This window comes from Accumulibacter sp. (genome assembly GCF_036625275.1).
Lineage (GTDB): Bacteria > Pseudomonadota > Gammaproteobacteria > Burkholderiales > Rhodocyclaceae > Accumulibacter.
Genome location: NZ_JAZKUD010000079.1, coordinates 1 through 19,028 on the forward strand (window position 1 = coordinate 1; position 19,028 = coordinate 19,028).

18 protein-coding genes are annotated in these 19,028 nt (G+C 61.9%); 7 read left to right on the forward strand and 11 right to left on the reverse strand.

What is annotated here, in order from left to right:
• Positions 1 to 214: 214 nt before the first annotated feature.
• The 11 genes from V5B39_RS17805 to V5B39_RS17855 all read right to left on the reverse strand — a co-directional run bounded on the left by V5B39_RS17805 (position 215) and on the right by V5B39_RS17855 (position 10,528).
• Complete coding sequence (locus V5B39_RS17805; protein ID WP_332344209.1) at positions 215 to 997, reverse strand: ABC transporter ATP-binding protein; 783 nt, start codon at positions 995 to 997, stop codon at positions 215 to 217.
• A 14-nt stretch (positions 998 to 1,011) separates the two neighbouring features.
• Positions 1,012 to 1,749 (reverse strand): ABC transporter permease, encoded by a 738-nt coding sequence (locus V5B39_RS17810; protein ID WP_332344210.1) that lies wholly within the window; start codon positions 1,747 to 1,749, stop codon positions 1,012 to 1,014.
• Positions 1,750 to 1,758: 9 nt separating this feature from the next.
• Complete coding sequence (locus V5B39_RS17815; RefSeq protein WP_332344211.1) at positions 1,759 to 2,451, reverse strand: ABC transporter permease; 693 nt, start codon at positions 2,449 to 2,451, stop codon at positions 1,759 to 1,761.
• Between the two features lie 96 nt (positions 2,452 to 2,547).
• Complete coding sequence (locus V5B39_RS17820; protein ID WP_332344212.1) at positions 2,548 to 3,339, reverse strand: ABC transporter substrate-binding protein; 792 nt, start codon at positions 3,337 to 3,339, stop codon at positions 2,548 to 2,550.
• Positions 3,340 to 3,587: 248 nt separating this feature from the next.
• Positions 3,588 to 4,415: a 3-keto-5-aminohexanoate cleavage protein gene (locus tag V5B39_RS17825; protein WP_332344213.1), complete on the reverse strand. Its 828-nt coding sequence runs from the start codon at positions 4,413 to 4,415 to the stop codon at positions 3,588 to 3,590.
• A gap of 13 nt (positions 4,416 to 4,428) precedes the next feature.
• The gene (locus V5B39_RS17830) at positions 4,429 to 4,827 is read right to left on the reverse strand and encodes a hotdog domain-containing protein (protein ID WP_332344214.1); all 399 of its coding nucleotides are present in this window, start codon (positions 4,825 to 4,827) and stop codon (positions 4,429 to 4,431) included.
• Between the two features lie 10 nt (positions 4,828 to 4,837).
• Entirely contained in the window at positions 4,838 to 5,578 is a 741-nt protein-coding gene (locus tag V5B39_RS17835; protein ID WP_332344215.1) for an OAM dimerization domain-containing protein, read from the reverse strand.
• A 1-nt stretch (position 5,579) separates the two neighbouring features.
• Complete coding sequence (locus V5B39_RS17840; RefSeq protein WP_332344216.1) at positions 5,580 to 7,127, reverse strand: lysine 5,6-aminomutase subunit alpha; 1,548 nt, start codon at positions 7,125 to 7,127, stop codon at positions 5,580 to 5,582.
• Entirely contained in the window at positions 7,127 to 8,230 is a 1,104-nt protein-coding gene (locus V5B39_RS17845) for a hypothetical protein (protein ID WP_332344217.1), read from the reverse strand. The genes V5B39_RS17840 and V5B39_RS17845 overlap by 1 nt, the downstream gene beginning before the upstream one ends.
• Before the next feature lie 7 nt (positions 8,231 to 8,237).
• Positions 8,238 to 9,275 (reverse strand): L-erythro-3,5-diaminohexanoate dehydrogenase, encoded by a 1,038-nt coding sequence (locus V5B39_RS17850; protein ID WP_332344218.1) that lies wholly within the window; start codon positions 9,273 to 9,275, stop codon positions 8,238 to 8,240.
• 71 nt (positions 9,276 to 9,346) lie between these two features.
• Positions 9,347 to 10,528: a KamA family radical SAM protein gene (locus V5B39_RS17855; protein ID WP_332344219.1), complete on the reverse strand. Its 1,182-nt coding sequence runs from the start codon at positions 10,526 to 10,528 to the stop codon at positions 9,347 to 9,349.
• Between the two features lie 161 nt (positions 10,529 to 10,689).
• Between V5B39_RS17855 and V5B39_RS17860 the strand changes: the two genes are divergently transcribed.
• The 7 genes from V5B39_RS17860 to V5B39_RS17890 form a co-directional block, all read left to right on the forward strand.
• Positions 10,690 to 11,133 carry an Lrp/AsnC family transcriptional regulator gene (locus V5B39_RS17860; RefSeq protein WP_332344220.1) on the forward strand — a complete coding sequence of 148 codons (444 nt, stop codon included), beginning with the start codon at positions 10,690 to 10,692 and terminating at the stop codon, positions 11,131 to 11,133.
• 380 nt (positions 11,134 to 11,513) lie between these two features.
• Positions 11,514 to 11,606, forward strand: a complete 93-nt coding sequence (locus V5B39_RS17865; protein WP_332344221.1) for a potassium-transporting ATPase subunit F — start codon at positions 11,514 to 11,516, stop codon at positions 11,604 to 11,606.
• Positions 11,603 to 13,414, forward strand: coding sequence for a potassium-transporting ATPase subunit KdpA (kdpA, locus tag V5B39_RS17870; RefSeq protein ID WP_332344222.1), 1,812 nt, complete (start codon positions 11,603 to 11,605; stop codon positions 13,412 to 13,414). The genes V5B39_RS17865 and kdpA overlap by 4 nt, the downstream gene beginning before the upstream one ends.
• A 16-nt stretch (positions 13,415 to 13,430) precedes the next feature.
• Positions 13,431 to 15,497 carry a potassium-transporting ATPase subunit KdpB gene (kdpB, locus tag V5B39_RS17875; RefSeq protein WP_332344223.1) on the forward strand — a complete coding sequence of 689 codons (2,067 nt, stop codon included), beginning with the start codon at positions 13,431 to 13,433 and terminating at the stop codon, positions 15,495 to 15,497.
• Positions 15,498 to 15,507: 10 nt separating this feature from the next.
• Positions 15,508 to 16,083, forward strand: a complete 576-nt coding sequence (kdpC, locus tag V5B39_RS17880) for a potassium-transporting ATPase subunit KdpC (RefSeq protein WP_332344224.1) — start codon at positions 15,508 to 15,510, stop codon at positions 16,081 to 16,083.
• Between the two features lie 86 nt (positions 16,084 to 16,169).
• The gene (corA, locus tag V5B39_RS17885) at positions 16,170 to 17,135 is read left to right on the forward strand and encodes a magnesium/cobalt transporter CorA (protein WP_332344225.1); all 966 of its coding nucleotides are present in this window, start codon (positions 16,170 to 16,172) and stop codon (positions 17,133 to 17,135) included.
• A partial coding sequence (locus V5B39_RS17890) for a DUF4118 domain-containing protein (RefSeq protein ID WP_332344226.1) occupies positions 17,135 to 19,028 on the forward strand: 1,894 nt, incomplete at its 3' end. The genes corA and V5B39_RS17890, both read left to right, overlap by 1 nt.

Sequence of the window (19,028 nt, forward strand, 5' to 3'; positions counted from 1 at the left end):
AGGGATTCAGAGCACCGAGACGAGTATTCATTTGCAGACGTATCGGGGGTAATGGTTTTCCCGCTCGCGCGGCCTTGCTGTACCGACGATGGTCCTCAGCCGACTTGCGGGAAAAAGGGGTGCCACCCGCGTGTATCCACCGCTCTCGATCAGCGGTTGGTGTGACCCGTAAGCCCGTCGCCTGGTCGCGGAAGCCCCGCGCCAGCCATTCCCGTCACTTGAGGTTGCCTGACAGGAACTGCTGCAGACGTTCGCTGGCAGGTTTGGTCAACACTTCCCTGGGGTTGCCCTCCTCCTCCACCCGCCCCTGATGGACAAAGATGACGTGGTTGGAGACTTCACGCGCAAAGCCCATTTCGTGGGTCACGACCAGCATGGTGCGACCCTCTTCGGCGATCGACCGCATCACCTTGAGGACTTCGCCAACCAGTTCCGGATCAAGTGCCGAGGTCGGCTCGTCAAACAATAGCGCCTCCGGTTCCATCGCCAGTGCGCGCGCAATCGCCACCCGCTGTTGTTGGCCGCCTGACAGGTGCGCCGGATAGGTATCGCGGAATCTCCAGACGCCAACACGTTCGAGATAGCGCTCGGCACGTGCCATCGCCTCCTTTTTCGAGAGGCCAAGCACGTGGATCGGCGCCTCGATGACGTTCTCCAGCACCGTCATGTGGCCCCACAGATTGAAGTGCTGGAAAACCATCGACAGACGGGTACGGATCTTCTGCAGTTGCTTCTGGTCGGCAACCTTGAGGGCATCCCTGGTGCCGGGCAGCAGTTTGACCTCCTCGCCGGCGACAATGATCTTGCCGGAAGTCGGCTGCTCGAGGAAGTTGATGCAGCGCAACCAGGTGCTCTTGCCGGAACCTGAGGATCCGATGATGCTGATGACGTCACCCGAGTTCGCCTTGAGCGACACACCCTTGAGTACTTCGTTGTCGCCGTACTGCTTGTACAGGTTTTCGATGCGCAGGAGTTCTTTACTCGCCGTGTTGGTCATGGCAGTCTTTCCGATCAGTCTTTCTTCGCGCTGCTGGCACTGCGGCGCGGTTGCAGGTGGGCCAGCCAGCGGTTTTCAGCGATGCGGAACAGGCCAACCAGAACAAAGGTCACAACAAGGTAGAGCAGCCCGGCAAAAATAAAGGCTTCGAACGGCGCGTAATGGCGCGAGTAGACGTTCCGTGCGGCCCCGGTCAGGTCAACCAGGGTCACTGCGCTGGCAATCGCCGAGCCTTGCAGCATCAGAATCACTTCGTTACTGAAGGGCGGCAGCGCCCGGCGCAAGGCCGACGGCAGAATGATCCTGCGCAGCGCGGTGCTGCGCGTCATGCCCATTGCCTTGGCGGCTTCGACTTCGCCATTCGGCGTATTGCGGATCGCCCCGGCAAACATTTCGAGCTGGTAGGCGCAGGTGTTGAGGCTGAACGCCAACAGGGCACAGAAATAGGCATCGCGGAAGAGCAGCCAGAATGGATTGCCAGTCTCCCACATTTGTTGCATCCATTCGCTTTGACCGATGCCGTAGTAGACCAGCAGCAACTGGACGAGCATTGGCGTGCCGCGGAAAAAGTAGGTGTAGGCGCGCACCGGAGCACTCACCCAGGGGTTCTTCGACACGCGAGCGATCGACAGCGGAACCGCAAAGGCGAAACCGACGATCAGTGCGATGCCGGTCAGATGGAGCGTCATCCAGAGCCCGCGCCAGAATTCGGGCAAACTGCCGGTCACGACTGTCAGATCAAACCATTCCATGAGTCGCTCCTAGACGTTCGCTTCTCTGACGCCGACGTTGTAGCGCCGTTCCAGCCGTTGCAGCACAGCATTCGACACGCTGGTCATCGCGAGGTAGAGGACGCAGACCGCAAGATAGAACGTGAATGGCTGGTGGGTTGAGCGCCCCGCCTGGTCAGCCAGCCAGGTCATGTCCGAGAGGCCGATCATCGATACGATGGCGGTACTCTTCAGCAGGACCAGCCAGTTGTTGCCCATGCCCGGGAGCGCGTAACGCAGCATCTGCGGAAAAAGGACACGCCAGAAGGTCTGCCAGCCACTCATCCCGTAGGCCCGGCCGGCCTCCATCTGACCCGCCGGGACGGCCTGGAAGGCGCCGCGAAAGGTTTCAGTGAAATAGGCGCCAAAAATGAACCCGATGGTCAAAACGCCGGCGGCAAAGGCGTTGAGTTCAATCATCTCCCATTCGAGATAGTCGCTGACTTGATTGATCAAGACCTGGCCACCGTAAAAAACCAGGAGCATCATCACCAGATCGGGAACACCGCGTACGACCGTGGTGTAGAGCGCGGTCCACCAGCGTAACGGCGCCAGCCTCGATAGCTTGCAGGCGGCGCCCAACAGGCCCGTGCAGACAGCAAGCATCAGCGACAGAATGGCAACCTTGAGAGTAACCCAGGCGCCGGCCAGCAAGCTGGGTGAGTATTCGATCAGCGCATCCATCGGCGAGCTCCCCCTCGGATTGTGCGTCTGCTACAGCTGCGGCGGAAATACAGGAAACGCCGGCCGCGTCAGCGGCCGGCGTTTCGATGGGGGACATCAGTTGCCGTAGATGTCCATCGGGAAGTACTTCTTGCGGATCTCATCGTACTTGCCACTGGAGCGTAACGCGGCGAGTGCCTTGTTCAGTTGCGCCTTGAGGTCCTGGTCCTTCTTGCGGACAGCGATGCCGATGCCTTCACCGATGACGGCGCGCTCTTCGGCGTTCTTGCCGAAGTACTGGTCACCGGCAATGCTGTAGCCAGAACCTTCCGGCTTGGTCAGGAAGCCGCCGTAGGCTTCCCAGTAGTCTGCGAAGGTCGCATCGACGCGGCCCGACTTGAGATCCAGGTAGGCCTCGTCCTGCTTGGCATAGCGGACGATTTCGACCCCCTTGCCAGCCCAGTACTTGGTGGCGAAATTGTCGGAAACGGTGCCGCGCTGAACCGCGACCTTCCTGCCTTTCAGGCTCGCCAGCTCGGGTCTCAGCGGCGACCCGGTTTTGGCAATCAGAACAACCGGCGAGGCATAGTACTTGTTGGTGAAGTCAACCTTGGCCTTTCGCTCCTCGGTGATCGACATCGAGGCGACGATGGCGTCGAACTTCCGCGCGATCAAGGCGGGGATCATGCCGTCCCATTCCTGTTTCACCCAGGTACATTTCGCTTTCATCTCCGTGCACAAGGCGTTGCCGATATCGATGTCGAAGCCTTTCAACGCGCCATCGGAACCTGTTTCATTGAACGGGGGGTAGGCGCCTTCGGATGCCATGCGGATTTCGGTCCATTCTTTGGCTGATAGGCCGAAAGACGATAGCGCCAGAAGCGCCGACAACAGCAGAACTTTTTTCACTTTTTATAACTCCTCCAAGATTGAGACAGGCCAATGGTGGCAAAAAAGCCAGCCTTAATCAACGGTTTTCTTTGCGCAAGGTGCTGTGCTGCAACAGTGCCGCGATGAGGATTTCGACTATTTCGACGAAACGCGAAAAATGCGAAATGCCTGCCGGCCGGGGAGGAGTCGTGCCTGGAAGCTGAAACAGACCGTCCCAGACGCCTTGTCTCTGCGCTGGCTAGGGTCGCTGAAGCGACTAAGGCCGCCTAATGGTTGGGCGGGCGCGCAAGTCCTAGTATGGCGCGGGCTTCGTCCGGCGTCGCCACGAGACGCTCCACTTCGCGGCTAATCCGGGCAATGCGGGCGACCAGCTGGGCATTGCTGGCCGCCAGTTCACCCTTGCGGAAGAAGACGTTGTCCTCGAAGCCGACACGGACATGGCCTCCGAGAAGAATCGCCATCACCCCGAGCGGCAGCTGGGCCGGCCCGATGCCGGCCACTGTCCACGTCGCACCGTCCGGCAGTTGCGAGCGGAGGAACATCAGCGACTCGGGCGTCGCGGCCATCGCACCGGGAACGCCGAGCACGAGGTCGACATGCACCGGTGAATCAAGCAGTCCTTTCCTGATCCAGCGCTCTGCTGTCGCGAGCATGCCGGAATCGAAAATCTCCAGTTCCGGTTTGACGTCGTTTTCCTTCATCGTGCGCGCGAACACGGCCATGTCTGCCGGATGGTTGAGGAACACATCGCCGCCAAAATTGACTGAGCCCATCGACAGGGTAGCCATTTCAGGAGCCAGTGTCACCGGCGCAAGTCGCTCTGCGGGTGTCATGCCAACTGCGCCGCCGGTCGACACCTGAATGATCACGTCGCAACGGGCACGAATGGCCGCGATGATCTCCCGATAGACCGCCTTGTCCTGGGTCGGCGTGCCATCCGGACGACGTGCGTGCAGGTGAACGATGGACGCACCTGCCCTGACACAGGCTTCGGCGGCAGCGGCAATCTCGTCCGGCATGACTGGCAAGGCCGGCTGCTGTTCCCTGGTCACTTCGGCGCCGGTCAGGGCGGCGGTAATGATCAGTTTTTCCATTGTAGCGCCTTGATCAGCGTCGAATACGCTGGCAGTCGGCCGGAACCACGCAGGTGCCGGAGGCTCTACAAACGATGACGGGCTCGGCCAGGACGTCGGCGGCCGACGGCTGACCGGCGATGCCGGCAGCTGCGATGATCTTGCGTGCTTCAAAGGCCATCTTGCGCGAGGTATGACCGATCGACACGATGCGACCTGTGGCTTCGATGAAATCACCGGCATGTACGGGGGCGAGAAACTCGATACTGTCGTAAGCGACGAACAAGCCCTCGTCGCCGTCGCTGCGGATCAGTAGCTCGGTGGCGACATCGCCAAACAGATGCAGCATTTTTGCCCCGTCGACGAGTCCGCCGGCGTAGTGGGCGTCGTGCGCGCTGATGCGCAAACGTATCAGGCTGGTCAGTTCTTGCATGGTGATTTCCTCAGGCTGAGTTTCTCTTGATCCATTCATGGATGGCGAACGACGCCACATCCTCGGCGTAGGTTCTGCTACCAAAGCCGGCGTCGTAACCTAGTTCCTTGGCGAGCTCGTGACTGATGCGCGGACCGCCGACGATCAGGATGACCCCGTCACGCAAACCTTCGGCTTCGAGCAGATCGGCAAGCCTGGTCAGGTTGTCGAGGTGGATGTTCTTCTGCGTCACGACTTGCGATACCAGGATGACGTCGGCCTTTTCTTCAATGGCCCTGCTGACCAGCTCCTCCGAATCGACTTGCGCGCCGAGGTTGATGGCGCGCATTTCGTGATAGCTCTCCAGGCCCTTGTGGCCGTTATAACCCTTCATGTTCATGATCGCGTCGATGCCGACGGTGTGAGCGTCGGTCTCGATGCAGGCGCCGATGACGACCATCCTGCGGCGCATTTTCTCGGCGATCAGCCAGTTGATGCCCTCCTTGTCGAGGGTCTCGAACTCCGGCCGGGAGACCTTGATGCTTGACAGGTCGACCTGGTGCTGGCACTGACCATAGACGATGAAGAAGCTGAAGTCCTGACCCATGTCTTCGGCGTGCACGACCGCGGGTTCTGCCAGGCCCATCATCATCGCCAGTTGCCTGGCGCCTTCCCTGGCGGCGTCATCGAGGGCGACCGGCAGGGTGAAGGAGAGCTGGACGCGGCCGTCGTTGAGGGTATCGCCATAGGGCTTGACCAGATTTTCGGCCATCTCAGAGCCCTCCTTCAAGCATCAGGTTCGGAAACGGGTTGAAGTAGTCGCCGGACTTGGCAATGACGCCGTCGAGACCTTTGCCACCGTCCGGCTTGCGCGAGATTTCGGCAAACATGCCTTTGCTGATCGCTTGCGGCAGACCCATCCTTTCGATGTCGGCGAGAATCTGCTCGGTCTCGCCGAGCACGCTCTGTGCGCGCCGCTCGATCTGACCGCCGCGCCTGAATTCGACTTCGGCGTGCAGATCGCGCATGGTATTGAAGACGTACTTCGCGTTCTGCACGGCGAGGAAACGGTCCTGGATGAACGGCGTGTGGATGGCCTCGGTCATCATGCCAAGCAGGTGGATGTCCTGCTGCGTCAGCGTGCTGACAACGTTGAACAGCGCATCCTGGAGGTGGCCCCGAAAAATGTTGCCGGTCATGTGCTTGGTCGGCGGCATGTATTTGAGCGCCGCGTCGGGAAAGACCTGGCGGACCAGTTGCGCGTGGGCAATCTCCCAGAGGAAGCCGTTCTCCATCTCCGGATTGATCTCGAAGGCGTGCCCCAGCCCCATCTGCTCCGGCTTGAGGCCGGACAGATAGGCGAACTGCTCGTTGATCAGTTGCGAAGCCAGGACGGTGTGCGCTGCTTCACAGGCATCTGCCGTCGTCAAGTAGTTGTCTTCGCCGGTGTTGATAATGATCCCGGCGTAGGCATTGACCATCCGCGAAAAGAATTGGTCAATGAAAGTCCGCTGCATGTTGATGTCGCGAAAAATGATGCCGTACATCGAATCGTTGAGCATCATGTCGAGCCGTTCCATCGCGCCCATGGCCGCGATTTCCGGCATGCACAAACCCGAGCAGTAGTTTGTCAGGCGAATGTAGCGACCGACCCTGGCACCCGTTTCGTCAAGCGCCGCGCGCATCAGGCGGAAGTTTTCCTGGGTAGCGTAGGTGCCGCCGAAACCTTCGGTGGTCGCGCCGTATGGCACGTAGTCGAGCAGGCTCTGGCCAGTCGAACGGATCACCGCGATGATGTCGGCACCCTGCTCAGCAGCTGCGCGAGCTTGGATGACGTCTTCGTGGATGTTGCCAGTGGCGACGATCAGGTAGAGCCACGGCGTGCGGCTTTCGCCAACCGACTTGATTTCGCTGTCGCGACGGGCGCGCTGCCGGGCGATATGCTCGCACATCTTGCGGGCTTCAGCTTCAGTGGCTGCGCGGATCGCCTCTTCCCCCTTGTGCCGCCGCATCGTCAGTTTGCCGGCGGCCACGGCTTCGGCGACCTGCTGCGCCGTACAACCACGTTCTATCATGGCACCGACCACGATGGGCGCGGCACCGTGCTGCAGCAGGCCCTGCTCCTGCAGATGGCTGACCAGACGGTTCGGAAGAGGCACCATGTTTTCATCCACGCCATCGATGCCGAGCAGACGCAGCGTAGCGCGCTCGACCGTGGTCGTGGTAAACGGCTTCATTTTCTCGAAGACACTGCGGGCGATGCGCCGCGCCGAGTCCCGGGCGCGGTCGATTTGTGCCTGATCCAGATGCAAAAGCGTCATCAACAGACTCCTGTTTCGGTCAGTACTCGTTCGAAAATCACGTCGCCGACTTCGTATTCTGGAAAGGCCAGACGGGCGGCGCCGAGAAGGTCTTGAGCAACGAGATGGCGGCCATGCGGCGAGAACGGATTCAAGGTGATGCCGGCAATGTGGATCCGGCGACAGGCCAACAACTTGCCACCTCGTTGGCGGAACCGCTGGACATCGGCGTGTTCGATGAACAGCTTCGTGCCGTCGGCAACCACCAGCGTCAGACCGGGGTGTTGCGCAAGGAGCGCGTCCACCGTCAGCCAGAGAGCCTTACCGACAGCACCGCTGACCGCAATCGTGCCGGGCTCGCGGTCGGCAAAGGCGAGTAGCGTCGATCCGGCGCTGAGAGTGGCGATGTCGGCGAGGAACAGGGGGCCGCCGCTGCAGTCCCAGATACCGACGCCGCCTGACTCAAACACGGCCTGGCAGCGCGCCAGAATTTCCGGCCCGGCCTGGGGAATGGTCAGCGTTGCCAGTCGCTCACGCGTCTTGCGGATGACATCCTGCACGCCACCGCCGATGGCGGCGCCGGTGGCCAGAATGATTCCGTCGGCGATGGCCGGGGAAGCGTGCTGGCTGCGACCGAGAGCCCCGTCGAGGATGATCAGTGCGCAACCGCACTGGCGCAATTGCGCGATGATCTTTTGCTGATCGGAACTGCGCGACGCGCCGGCAATCTCCATTTCGCCGTGGTCCAGCGCGCGGACGATCACGATTTCGCCCATCGGGCTATCCAGTCCGGTGGCGGCAAGGAGTTTCCAGCGGACTTTGGCACGTAGCAGGGTGTCGCGGGCGGTGGCGATGATGGAACCCGACCAGACCCGCACCGGTGGCTTCGGAAAGAAGAAGACCTGATCGCGGTTTTCCCCGTCGCGCCCGATCGAGGTCACGCCAATCGCCACGCCATCCTCGGCAGCGCAAGCCAGGAGATGGTTCAACGCCACCGTCTTGCCGGTGTTCTTGGTCATTCCCACGACGGCCAGCGTCGCCAGGCCACGTTCTCGGACCTGGTGCCAGAGGGCGCTGGTGCTCATGGCCGCCTGTCGGTTCAACTGAAAAGCTTGTTGGCCCATGCGACTCCTAGACGTACCACGCTTCGAATAGCTGGCGCAGCTTCGGGCTTTCGCGCAGCAGGGCCAGTGCGTACACTGCGTGGTCCCTGGCGTAGCCGTTGCCGACGATCATGTCCACATCCTTGCCGACACCTTCGGCACCGAGTGCGGCAGCAGTAAAACTTGTCGCCATCGAGAAGAAGTAGACCTTGCCACGGTCGCGGGTGGCCAGAATGCTGCCCATTTCGGTATTCCGGATATTGACGCAGTTGATCACCACATCGGCCATGTGGCCAGCAGTCACCTTGGCGATCGCCTCCATCATCGCCACGGCATCGGTCGCATCAACCTGCACGGCGTGGTCAACCCAGCCGAGCTCGCGCATGCGCTGACAGTCGGTTGCAAATGGCGACACGCCGATCACGCAGCCCGCCGGGCCGGCGCGCTTTCGCGCCTCGTACACACATAGCGTACCCGACTTGCCACCACCGCCAACAACCACCACGGTGTCGCCGGGGCGAACGAGGCGCGCGGTTTGCGCCGGCGCCCCCGCCACGTCGAGAACTGCCAGGGCGACCTTCTCGGGAATGTCGTCAGGCAGCTTGGCGTAAAGGCCGGTTGCGAAAAGAATCGCCTGCGCTTCGACCTCGATCTGGTCCTTGTCGAGATGGACCTTCCCGATTGTCTTGATTTGCAGCGGCGTCAACGACAGTGAAACGAGCGTGGCGATCCTGTCGCCCACGCGCAGGTCCACCTTGCCGGCCAGTGCCGGACCAATCTGGGCAATCCGCCCGATCAGCATGCCGCCCGATCCGGTGACCGGATTATGATGTTTGCCACGCCGTTCAACGATGCCAAGCACAGTGCTGGCGATCCTGGCGAGGTCACCGGCAGCTTCCTGCTTGATCTGGCTGAAACTGGCAGCGTCGATGTTCAGGGCCGTAACGTCAATCAGGATTTCGTTGTCGTAGATCGCCATTGAATTGTCGATCTTCCACGCGCCCTGGGGGAGCACGCCGAGCGGTTCGAGCACGCGATGCGTGCCGTAGGGGGAGCCGTGTTGCATGGTAGTAGACCTGGTAGTAAAGCTCGTCAGACCTCAAGAACAGGAGCGGCGCGACCGGTGTCTGGCGGCGATCAGTTGCTGTGCGTCGGTAGCGCGTAGTTTCGGCCCAGACCCGGCATCTCGACCGTCTTGCCGGCATAGTTGCGACACCTCACGGTCGTGCCCGATCCATCCGGCAGCTCTTCTTCCTTGACGTAGCTCGGGATGATCGGCAGCTTGCCGAGGCCTCCGAGACCATCGACGATGAACGTCGGAACCGCCGGACCGCTGATCCAGCCACGGAGACCTTCGTATAGTTCCAGCATGCGCTGGTACGGCACGATGAAGTGGTGGGCACCTTCAACCATGTCGGTCGAATAGACATAGTAGGGACGAATGCCCATTTCGATCGCCTGCAGGAACAGTTCGCGCATCACTTCGACGTCGTCGTTGACGCCTTTCAGGCAGACTGTTTGCAGACCCATCATGATCCCGGCCTTCTGCAGCAGCTTGACGCGCTCGCGCAGCAGCGGGGTGATTTCCTTGGGGTGGTTGATGTGCGTATTGACCATCTGCAAGCGGTGCTTTTCGAGCACGGCACAGAGTTCTGGCGTGATCCGGGTCGGCAATTGAACGATCATCCGCGAGCCCATGCGCAGGAAGCGGACGTGTGGCGCGCGACGGCGGATTTCGCCGAGGATGTAGTCGAGTCGCTCGTCGCTGAAGGTCAGCGGATCACCGCCCGAGAGCAGCACGTCCTGAATCTGCGTGTTGGCAGCGATGTAGTCGATCGACCGTTCGATCTCGTCCTTGTGCACGGAACCGGTGGGCTGCGACACCATGCGCTTGCGAGTGCAGAAGCGGCACAGCGTGGCACAGGCATTGGAAACGAGGAACAGCACGCGGCGCGGGTAGCGGTGCACGATACTGGTACCGGGGACGGTATCGCCTTCTTCGCCGAGTTGATCAAGCATGGTGACAAAGCCTGGCTTCGTCTCCTCGGCAAAGGTCGGCATGTATTGCAGACGGATCGGGCACATCGGATCATCGCGATCCATCAGCTGTGCCACATAAGGCGTGATCGACACGGCGAACTTGCCATAGACGGTCTCATCGACGTTCTCGACGTTGTTGAGGACATCGTTGAGTTCACAGTGGTGCGTGTAACGGCGCGCGAACTGCTTCTGCCACGATTCTGCCGACGGATCGTAGGCAGCCAGCGCTTCCCGGGTAAGCAGCTTGTTCTGGATATTGAATTCGATTGTCTGCAGCATGCGATTCTCCTCTCCGGTGCGATCGATTGAAGTTCGATCAAGGCGACGACAGAGGCGCAGTTTAGGGACGAGTCGCGCCGGCAGAAACAAGCAACCTGCCTGAAACATCGCAAAAAAATCAGTCATACTGACTGATCCTGCGGCAATGTGAAGGAAAACGAATGGCAAGAACCCTGGACAACCTCGATCAGCAGCTGATTGAACTGCTCAAGGTCAATGCCCGCCTGCCGGTGGTCACGCTAGCCAAGTCACTGGGTTGTGCCAGAAGCACCGTGCAACTGCGCCTGAAGGCGCTGGAGGACAGCGGCGTGATTTCGGGTTACACCGTGAGCGTCAAGAAACGGCAGAAAGATTCGAGCATTCGGGCGATGGTGTTGATCTCGAGCGACTCCAAGACCGAATTCGACGTCATCAAGGGACTGACCCGGCGGCATGAGATCGTCAAGCTCTATTCGATCAGTGGGCGCTACGATTTGTGCGCGATATTGACGACCGAATCGACCCAGGAGCTCGATGCGATCATCGACAAGATTCGCGCGATCAAGGGCGTGGTCGACACCTTTTCAACCATCGTGCTGTCGACCAAGCTGGATCGTCCGGAGTAAGGACTGAGCGTTGTCGTCAAAGCCCTGCCCACGCCCTGCCAGTCGCCTCGCCGCCAGAGCTGCTCGATCAGACCCTTGACGGCAGACGTTTGCTCGGGCTTGTAGAGGTAGCGCTGCCCAGCGAAGCCGACATTGCCGTGAGGGGGACCAGTCTGCCCCATTGACGATCGCACCCTGCCCCTGGATTTTTATGGTTTCTTTACCAGCGGCCACACTCCTTTTTCGACCATCTTGATGCCCAGCAGCCTAGCATTCATGTTGGTCGAAACCCCTATAAGGAGGAATGTAATGGACGTCGTCTATCTTGCCGCGCTGGCCACCCTGTTCGGGCTCGCCGCGGCATTCGCCAAGGGTTGCGCGCGATTGACGGGAGAGCGCGCATGAGCCTGCTGACCCTTCTCGCCGGCATCGCTGCGGGCGGCCTGCTGATCTACCTGATTGCAGCACTGCTCTTTCCGGAGGATTTTTCATGAGCAACCATGCCTGGTTGTTGCTTGGTCTTTTCATGACCATCCTGCTGCTCCTGGTCAGACCACTGGGAATCTATATCTCCAGGGTGATGATGATGGAACGTCGCCAGACCCTTGTCAGCGGCTTCGAAGACGCAGTCTTCAGAGTGTGCGGTGTCCAGCGCGACGAAGACATGGGCTGGCTGAAATACGCGTTGGCCGTGCTGTTGTTCAACGCGATCGGTCTCCTCGCCGTCTATGCCCTGCAGCGCCTGCAAGTCTGGCTGCCCCTGAACCCGCAGGAGATGGCCAACGTCAGTGCCGATTCGTCTTTCAACACGGCGGTCAGTTTCGTCACCAACACCAACTGGCAGGGCTATGGCGGCGAGTCGACGATGGGCTACCTGGTCCAGATGCTGGGCCTGACGGTACAGAACTTTCTTTCCGCGGCCACCGGCATTGTCGTCGTGACTGCCTTCATTCGTGGCTTTGCGCGCCACTCGGCGGCTGGCATCGGCAATGCGTGGGCGGACCTGTTCCGCGCCACGACCTGGATTCTGCTGCCGCTGTCTCTGATCTTCGCACTCTTTCTGGCGAGCCAGGGCGTGATCCAGAACTTTGCCGCCTACCAGGACGTGACGACGCTGCAAGCAACGAACTACGAGACACCCAGACTCGGCACCGACGGGCAAGCGCTGAAAGACGAGAACGGCAACCCGGTAACGGAGCCGGCGTCCACAGCCATCCAGACTCTGGCCATGGGTCCGGTCGCTTCGCAGGAGGCGATCAAGATCCTCGGCACCAACGGCGGCGGCTTCTTCAACGCCAACTCGGCCCACCCCTTCGAGAACCCGACGCCGCTCACGAACTTTGTGCAGATGCTGTCGATCTTCCTGATTCCCGGCGCGCTATGCATCGCCTTCGGCTGCATCGTCGGTGACGAACGCCAGGGTTGGACGATTTTGGCCGCGATGGCTTTGCTCTTCGTCACCTTTGCCATCGCCGCAATCGGTTTCGAGCAGCAAGGCAATCCCTTGCTGGCAACGGTCGGCGCCACTGACACGACGAGCGTGACTACCACAGCCTTGACCGACGGCAACATGGAAGGCAAGGAGACGCGCTTCGGCATTGCCGATTCGGCCCTCTTCGCGACCATCACCACGGCCGCTTCCTGCGGTGCGGTCAATGCCATGCACGATTCATTCACGCCGCTCGGCGGTGCCGTGCCGCTGGTCTTGATACAACTCGGCGAGGTCGTGTTCGGCGGTGTCGGTTCCGGCCTCTACGGCATGCTGATCTTCGCCGTGCTGGCGGTATTCATCGCCGGCCTGATGATCGGGCGTACGCCCGAATACCTGGGCAAGAAGATCGAGGCGCACGAGATGAAGATGACGTCGATCGCCATTCTCGCCACGCCGCTGCTGGTGCTGGTCGGCACGGCGATCGCGGTGATGAGCGAGGCCGGCCGCGCCGGCATTGCCAACCCGGGTGCGCATGGCTTTGCCGAAATTCTCTATGCCTTGTCGTCAGCAGCCAACAACAACGGCAGCGCCTTTGCCGGACTCTCGGCCAACACGCCTTTCTACAATGGACTGCTGGCGGTCGCGATGTGGTTCGGCCGTTTCGGCGTGATCATCCCGGTGCTGGCGATGGCCGGGTCGCTGGCAGCCAAGAAGCGGATCTTCGTGACCGCTGGCACGCTACCGACGCACGGCCCGCTGTTCGTCACGCTGCTGATCGGCGTGGTGTTGCTGGTCGGTCTGCTCAACTATGTGCCGGCGCTGGCGCTCGGCCCGGTGGTCGAGCACCTGGTGCTGTGGTCGGCCCCCTGATTCGCTGGAGAATTCGATGACACGCAAGACGTTTTCCCTGTTCGACCCGGCGCTGCTCAAGCCGGCCATCGCCGACTCGTTCCGCAAGCTCGATCCGCGCGTGCAGTGGCGCAATCCGGTGATGTTCGTCGTCTTCATCGGCTCGCTCCTGACAACGCTGGCGGCAATCCCCGCGCTGAGCGGTCCGCGCCAGGAGTCGACGGCGTTCATCCTCGGCGTCGCGATCTGGCTGTGGTTTACCGTGCTTTTCGCCAACTTCGCCGAAGCGCTCGCCGAAGGGCGCAGCAAGGCGCAGGCGGCCTCCTTGCGCGGCCTGAAAAAGGAAACCTGGGCGAAGCGGCTGCACGCGCCGCGCCCGGACGCCGAATGGCACACGGTACCGGCTGACGACCTGCGCGTCGGCAACGTCGTGCTGGTCACTGCCGGCGAAACCGTCCCCGCCGACGGCGAGGTGATCGAAGGCGTCGCCTCGGTCGACGAGTCGGCAATCACCGGCGAATCGGCGCCGGTGATCCGCGAATCAGGCGGCGACTTCTCGGCGGTCACCGGTGGCACGCGCGTGCTCTCCGACTGGCTCGTCGTGCGCGTCACCGTCAATCCCGGCGAAACCTTCGTCGACCGGATGATCGCCATGGTCGAAACGGCGAAGCGGCAGAAGACGCCAAACGAGATTGCGCTGGCGATTCTACTGGCGGCATTGACCATCGTCTTCCTCGGCGTTACCGCAACCCTGCTGCCGTTTTCAGAGTTCAGCGTGAGCGTTGCCGGCTCCGGCTCGCCGGTCAGCATTACCGTCCTCATCGCGCTGCTCGTGTGCCTGATTCCGACGACCATCGCCGGCCTGCTTTCGGCCGTTGGCGTCGCCGGCATGAGCCGCATGATGCAGGCCAACGTCATTGCCACCTCGGGCCGCGCGGTCGAAGCCGCCGGCGACGTCGACGTGTTGCTGCTCGACAAGACCGGCACGATCACCCTGGGCAATCGCCAGGCGGCTGCCTTCCTGCCCGCCGACGGGGTCAGCGAGAGCGAACTCGCCGACGCCGCGCAACTGGCGTCGCTCGCCGACGAAACGCCGGAAGGCCGCAGCATCGTCGTTCTCGCCAAACAGCGCTTCAATCTGCGCGAACGCGATGTGCACGCCCTCGAGGCGCAGTTCGTGCATTTCTCGGCGCAGACCCGGATGAGCGGCGTCGATGTACATGGCCGGCAGATTCGCAAGGGAGCCACCGACGCTATCCGCCAGCATGTCGAGGCGATCGGCGGCGCCATGCCAGCGTCGGTGCTGACGGCGGTCGAAGCAGCGGCGCGGCGTGGCAGCACGCCACTGGTCGTTGCCGATGACAAGCGCGTGCTCGGCGTTGTCGAATTGAAGGACGTCGTCAAGGGTGGCATCAAGGAGCGCTTCGCCGAACTGCGCCAGATGGGGATCAAGACGGTGATGATCACCGGTGACAACCGTCTGACGGCCGCGGCGATCGCCGCCGAGGCAGGTGTCGATGATTTTCTCGCCGAAGCCACGCCGGAAGCCAAGCTGGCGCTGATCCGCCAGTACCAGGCCGAGGGCCGCCTGGTAGCGATGACCGGCGACGGCACCAACGATGCCCCGGCACTGGCGCAGGCGGATGTGGCCGTGGCGATGAACACCGGCACGCAGGCGGCCAAGGAGGCCGGCAACATGGTCGACCTCGACTCGAATCCGACCAAGCTGATCGAAGTCGTCGAGACCGGCAAACAGATGCTGATGACCCGCGGTGCGCTGACTACCTTCAGCGTTGCCAACGACGTGGCCAAGTACTTCGCGATCGTTCCGGCCGCCTTCGTCAGTACCTACCCGGCGCTGTCGGCGCTCAACGTGATGGGTCTGGCCAGTCCGTCCTCGGCCATTCTCTCGGCGGTCATCTTCAATGCCCTGATCATCATTGCGCTGATTCCACTGGCCTTGAAGGGGATCCGCTATCACGCCGTCGGCGCCGCCAGCCTGCTGCGTCGCAACCTGACCATCTACGGGCTGGGTGGTCTCGTCGCACCCTTTATCGGCATCAAACTGATCGACATGGCGCTGGCCGCCGCCGGTCTTGCCTGAGGAGATAGTCATGAAGAACCTGCTTCGTCCCGCCATTTCGCTGTTCGTTCTGCTGTCGATCGTTACCGGGGTGTTCTATCCGCTGCTCGTCACCGGCGTCGCCCGAGTGGCTTTCCCGGCTGCCGCCAGCGGCAGCCTGATCGTAAGGGAAGGCAAACCGATAGGCTCCGAACTGATCGGCCAGAACTTCACCGAGCCGAAGTACTTCTGGGGCCGGCCATCGGCAACCGCACCACAGCCCTATAACGCGGCCGCGTCGTCCGGGTCGAATCTCGGGCCACTCAACCCGGCACTGGCCGCCGCCGTCAAGGCCCGAATCGACGCGCTGCGCGCCGCCGACCCCGGCAACCCGCGGCCGGTACCGATCGACCTGGTCACCGCTTCGGCGAGTGGCCTCGACCCGCACATCAGCCCGGCGGCAGCCGACTACCAGGTGGAGCGAGTCGCGCGTTCCCGCCAGCTTGATCCGCAGGCCGTGCGTCAGCTCATCTCGCAGCACAGCGAAGGCCTCGACCTCGGCGTCTTGGGCGAGCCACGCGTACATGTCCTCAGGCTCAACCTCGCGCTTGACGCGATAGAGCGCTGAACGGGCTCTCCCTCACCCGAGATACATGACCGTATGGACCTGAAAACGGCGGAAAATGCAGGAATCCTTTGGATGGAGTCCAGCCCATGCTGATCAACTGCGTTGCCTACCGCGAAGGCAAAAAGCTTGCCGATATCGATATTGATGAAATCAGTGACTACCTCAATGATCCCGATTGCTTCGTCTGGGTTGCCCTGCGCGATGCAACACCGGACGAACTCGACAAGATGCGCTTGGAATTCGACCTGCATCCGCTCGCCATCGAGGACGCCAATCACGGTCACCAGCGGCCGAAGCTCGAGGAGTATGGCGACAGCCTGTTCGCGGTCGTCCACCTGCTCGAGATGGCTCATGGCGGGATCGACGTCGGCGAGGTGAATATTTTTGTCGGCCGAAACTTCATTCTGTCGGTCCGCAACCGCACTGACCAGCATCTGCTGGGTGTGCGCGAGCGCTGCGAACGCGAACCAGAGGCTCTCAAACAGGGCTCTGGTTTCGTCCTCTACGCCTTGATGGATGCCGTGGTCGACCGCTACTTTCCGATCGTCGATAGCATGGAATCGGATCTTGAAGGAATCGAGGAGCGGATCTTCGACCGGGGGGCGGCACGCTTCAACATCGAACGCCTCTACGGCCTCAAACGTCGCGTGACGGTCGTCAAACACGCCGTGGCGCCGTTGATGGAAGCGGTCAGCAAGCTTGCCAGCGGCCGCGCGCCGCCGGTCTCCACCAGTAGCCGGCACTATTTCCGCGACGTCTATGACCACCTGGCACGCATCAATGCTCACCTCGACATCCTGCGTGACACCATCGGCACGGCCATCCAGGTCAGCCTTTCGTCAGTGGCCATTGAGCAGAACGATGTCGCCAAGCGCCTTGCGGCATGGGCCGGGATCTTTGCCGTCGCCACTGCCTTTGCCGGTATCTGGGGCATGAACTTCGAATCAATGCCCGAATTGAAGTGGGTATACGGCTATCCGCTGGCGCTGACGCTGATCTTTGGCGCGATGGGATTTCTTTTCTTCCGCTTTCGGCGCCTGGGATGGCTATGATGAACAATGGACGTCCTGACCCCGATCAACTCCTGGCGCGTGTTCAGGAAGAGGAAGCCAAAGCTGCCCGCGGCAAGCTGAAGATTTTCTTCGGCGCCTCTGCCGGCGTCGGCAAGACCTACGCCATGCTCGGTGCCGCGCGACGGCAAAAGGAACTTGGCAGCGATGTCGTCATCGGCGTCGTCGAGACCCACGGCCGCAAGGAAACAGAGGCGCTGATCACCGGTCTCGAACGGCTGCCCCTGTGTGAGATCCCCTATCGCGGCAGTGTGCTGAAGGAGTTCGATCTCGACGCTGCACTGGCGCGGCGCCCGGCGTTGATCCTGATGGACGAACTGGCTCACTCCAACGTTGCCGGCTCGCGTCATCCCAAGCGCTGGCAGGACATCCATGACTTGCTCGTGGCAGGGATCGACGTCTACAGTACGGTCAACGTACAGCATCTGGAGACCCTCAACGACGTGGTCAGCGGGATTGCCGGCATTCGTGTATGGGAGACGGTACCCGACCGGATCTTTGACGAGGCTGACGAAGTGGTACTGGTCGATCTACCGCCCGACGACCTGCTGCAGCGCTTGAAGGAGGGCAAGGTCTACCTGCCGCAACAGGCTGAACGGGCGATTCGCAACTTTTTTCGCAAGGGTAACCTCATCGCCCTGCGCGAGTTGGCACTGCGCCGCACGGCCGACCGCGTGGACGACGAAATGCTGGCCTACCGCCGCGAAACGTCGGTGGCCACGGTATGGCAAACGCGCGACGCACTGCTGGTGTGCATCGGATCGGGCACGGGGGCGGAGCGACTGGTGCGCACCGGAGCGCGCCTGGCAGGGCGCCTGGAGGCCCCCTGGCACACCATCCATGTGCACACGCAAACCTCCGGACCGGAGCCCGAGGTGGAACGGCAGCGCATCGTCCGCGCGCTCGAACTATCCGCTTCCCTCGGTGCTGAAACAGCGACGCTCTCGGCTGACGACCCGGTTACTGCGCTTGTCGATTATGCTCGCGAGCAGAACCTATCGCGCCTGCTGGTCGGACGCGATCATCCGCGACCCTGGCGACCCTGGTACCGTTCGATGGCCGACCGGATTGGACAAGCTGCGCCCGACCTCGACGTGATTCAGGTGGCGCGCAACGAAGACGCGCGTGCAGCCGCTTCGCCGTCGACCGCTTCACGAACGCCCGGCAACTGGCTGGCGTATCTCAAGGCAGCGGCAATCTGCGCCGTGGCCACGGGGCTGGCAACGCCGCTTGCCGGCGTCATCGAACTCACTAACATTGCGATGCTGTTCCTGCTTGCGGTGCTCATCGTGGCCATGCGTCTTGGCCGCGGCCCGGCGGTCGCCAGCTCGTTTCTGGCGGTTGCCGCCTTCGACTTCTTCTTCGTGGCACCGCGTTTTTCCTTCGCCGTCAGCGATGCTCAGTATCTGATGACCTTCGCCGTTATGCTCAGCGTGGCGCTTATCACCGGCCAGCTCACCGCGCGCTACAAGCAGCACGCCGACGTGGCGACCGTGCGCGAAGCGCGCGCCCGCGCGCTCTACGAAATGGCACGGGATCTGTCGGCAGCTCTGCTACCGATGCAGATCGCCGAGGCCTGTGATCGCTTTCTGTCGGTCGAGTTCGGTGCCCAGGCCGCTTTGCTCCTGACCGATGCGGGGGATCACCTGCAGGTGGAGACGGTCAACGCCAAAGGTCGCAGCGGCAGCCCACCGATCGTCGACGAGGGCGTCGCCCGCTGGGCCTTCGATCACGGCGAGGCGGCAGGGCTGTCCACCGACACCTTGCCGGGCAGCCCACTGCTTTACCTGCCACTCAAGGCGCCGATGCGGACGCGCGGCGTGCTCGCCATCGCGCCGCGTGATCCGCTGCGCGTGCAGGGACCGGAAGCCCGCC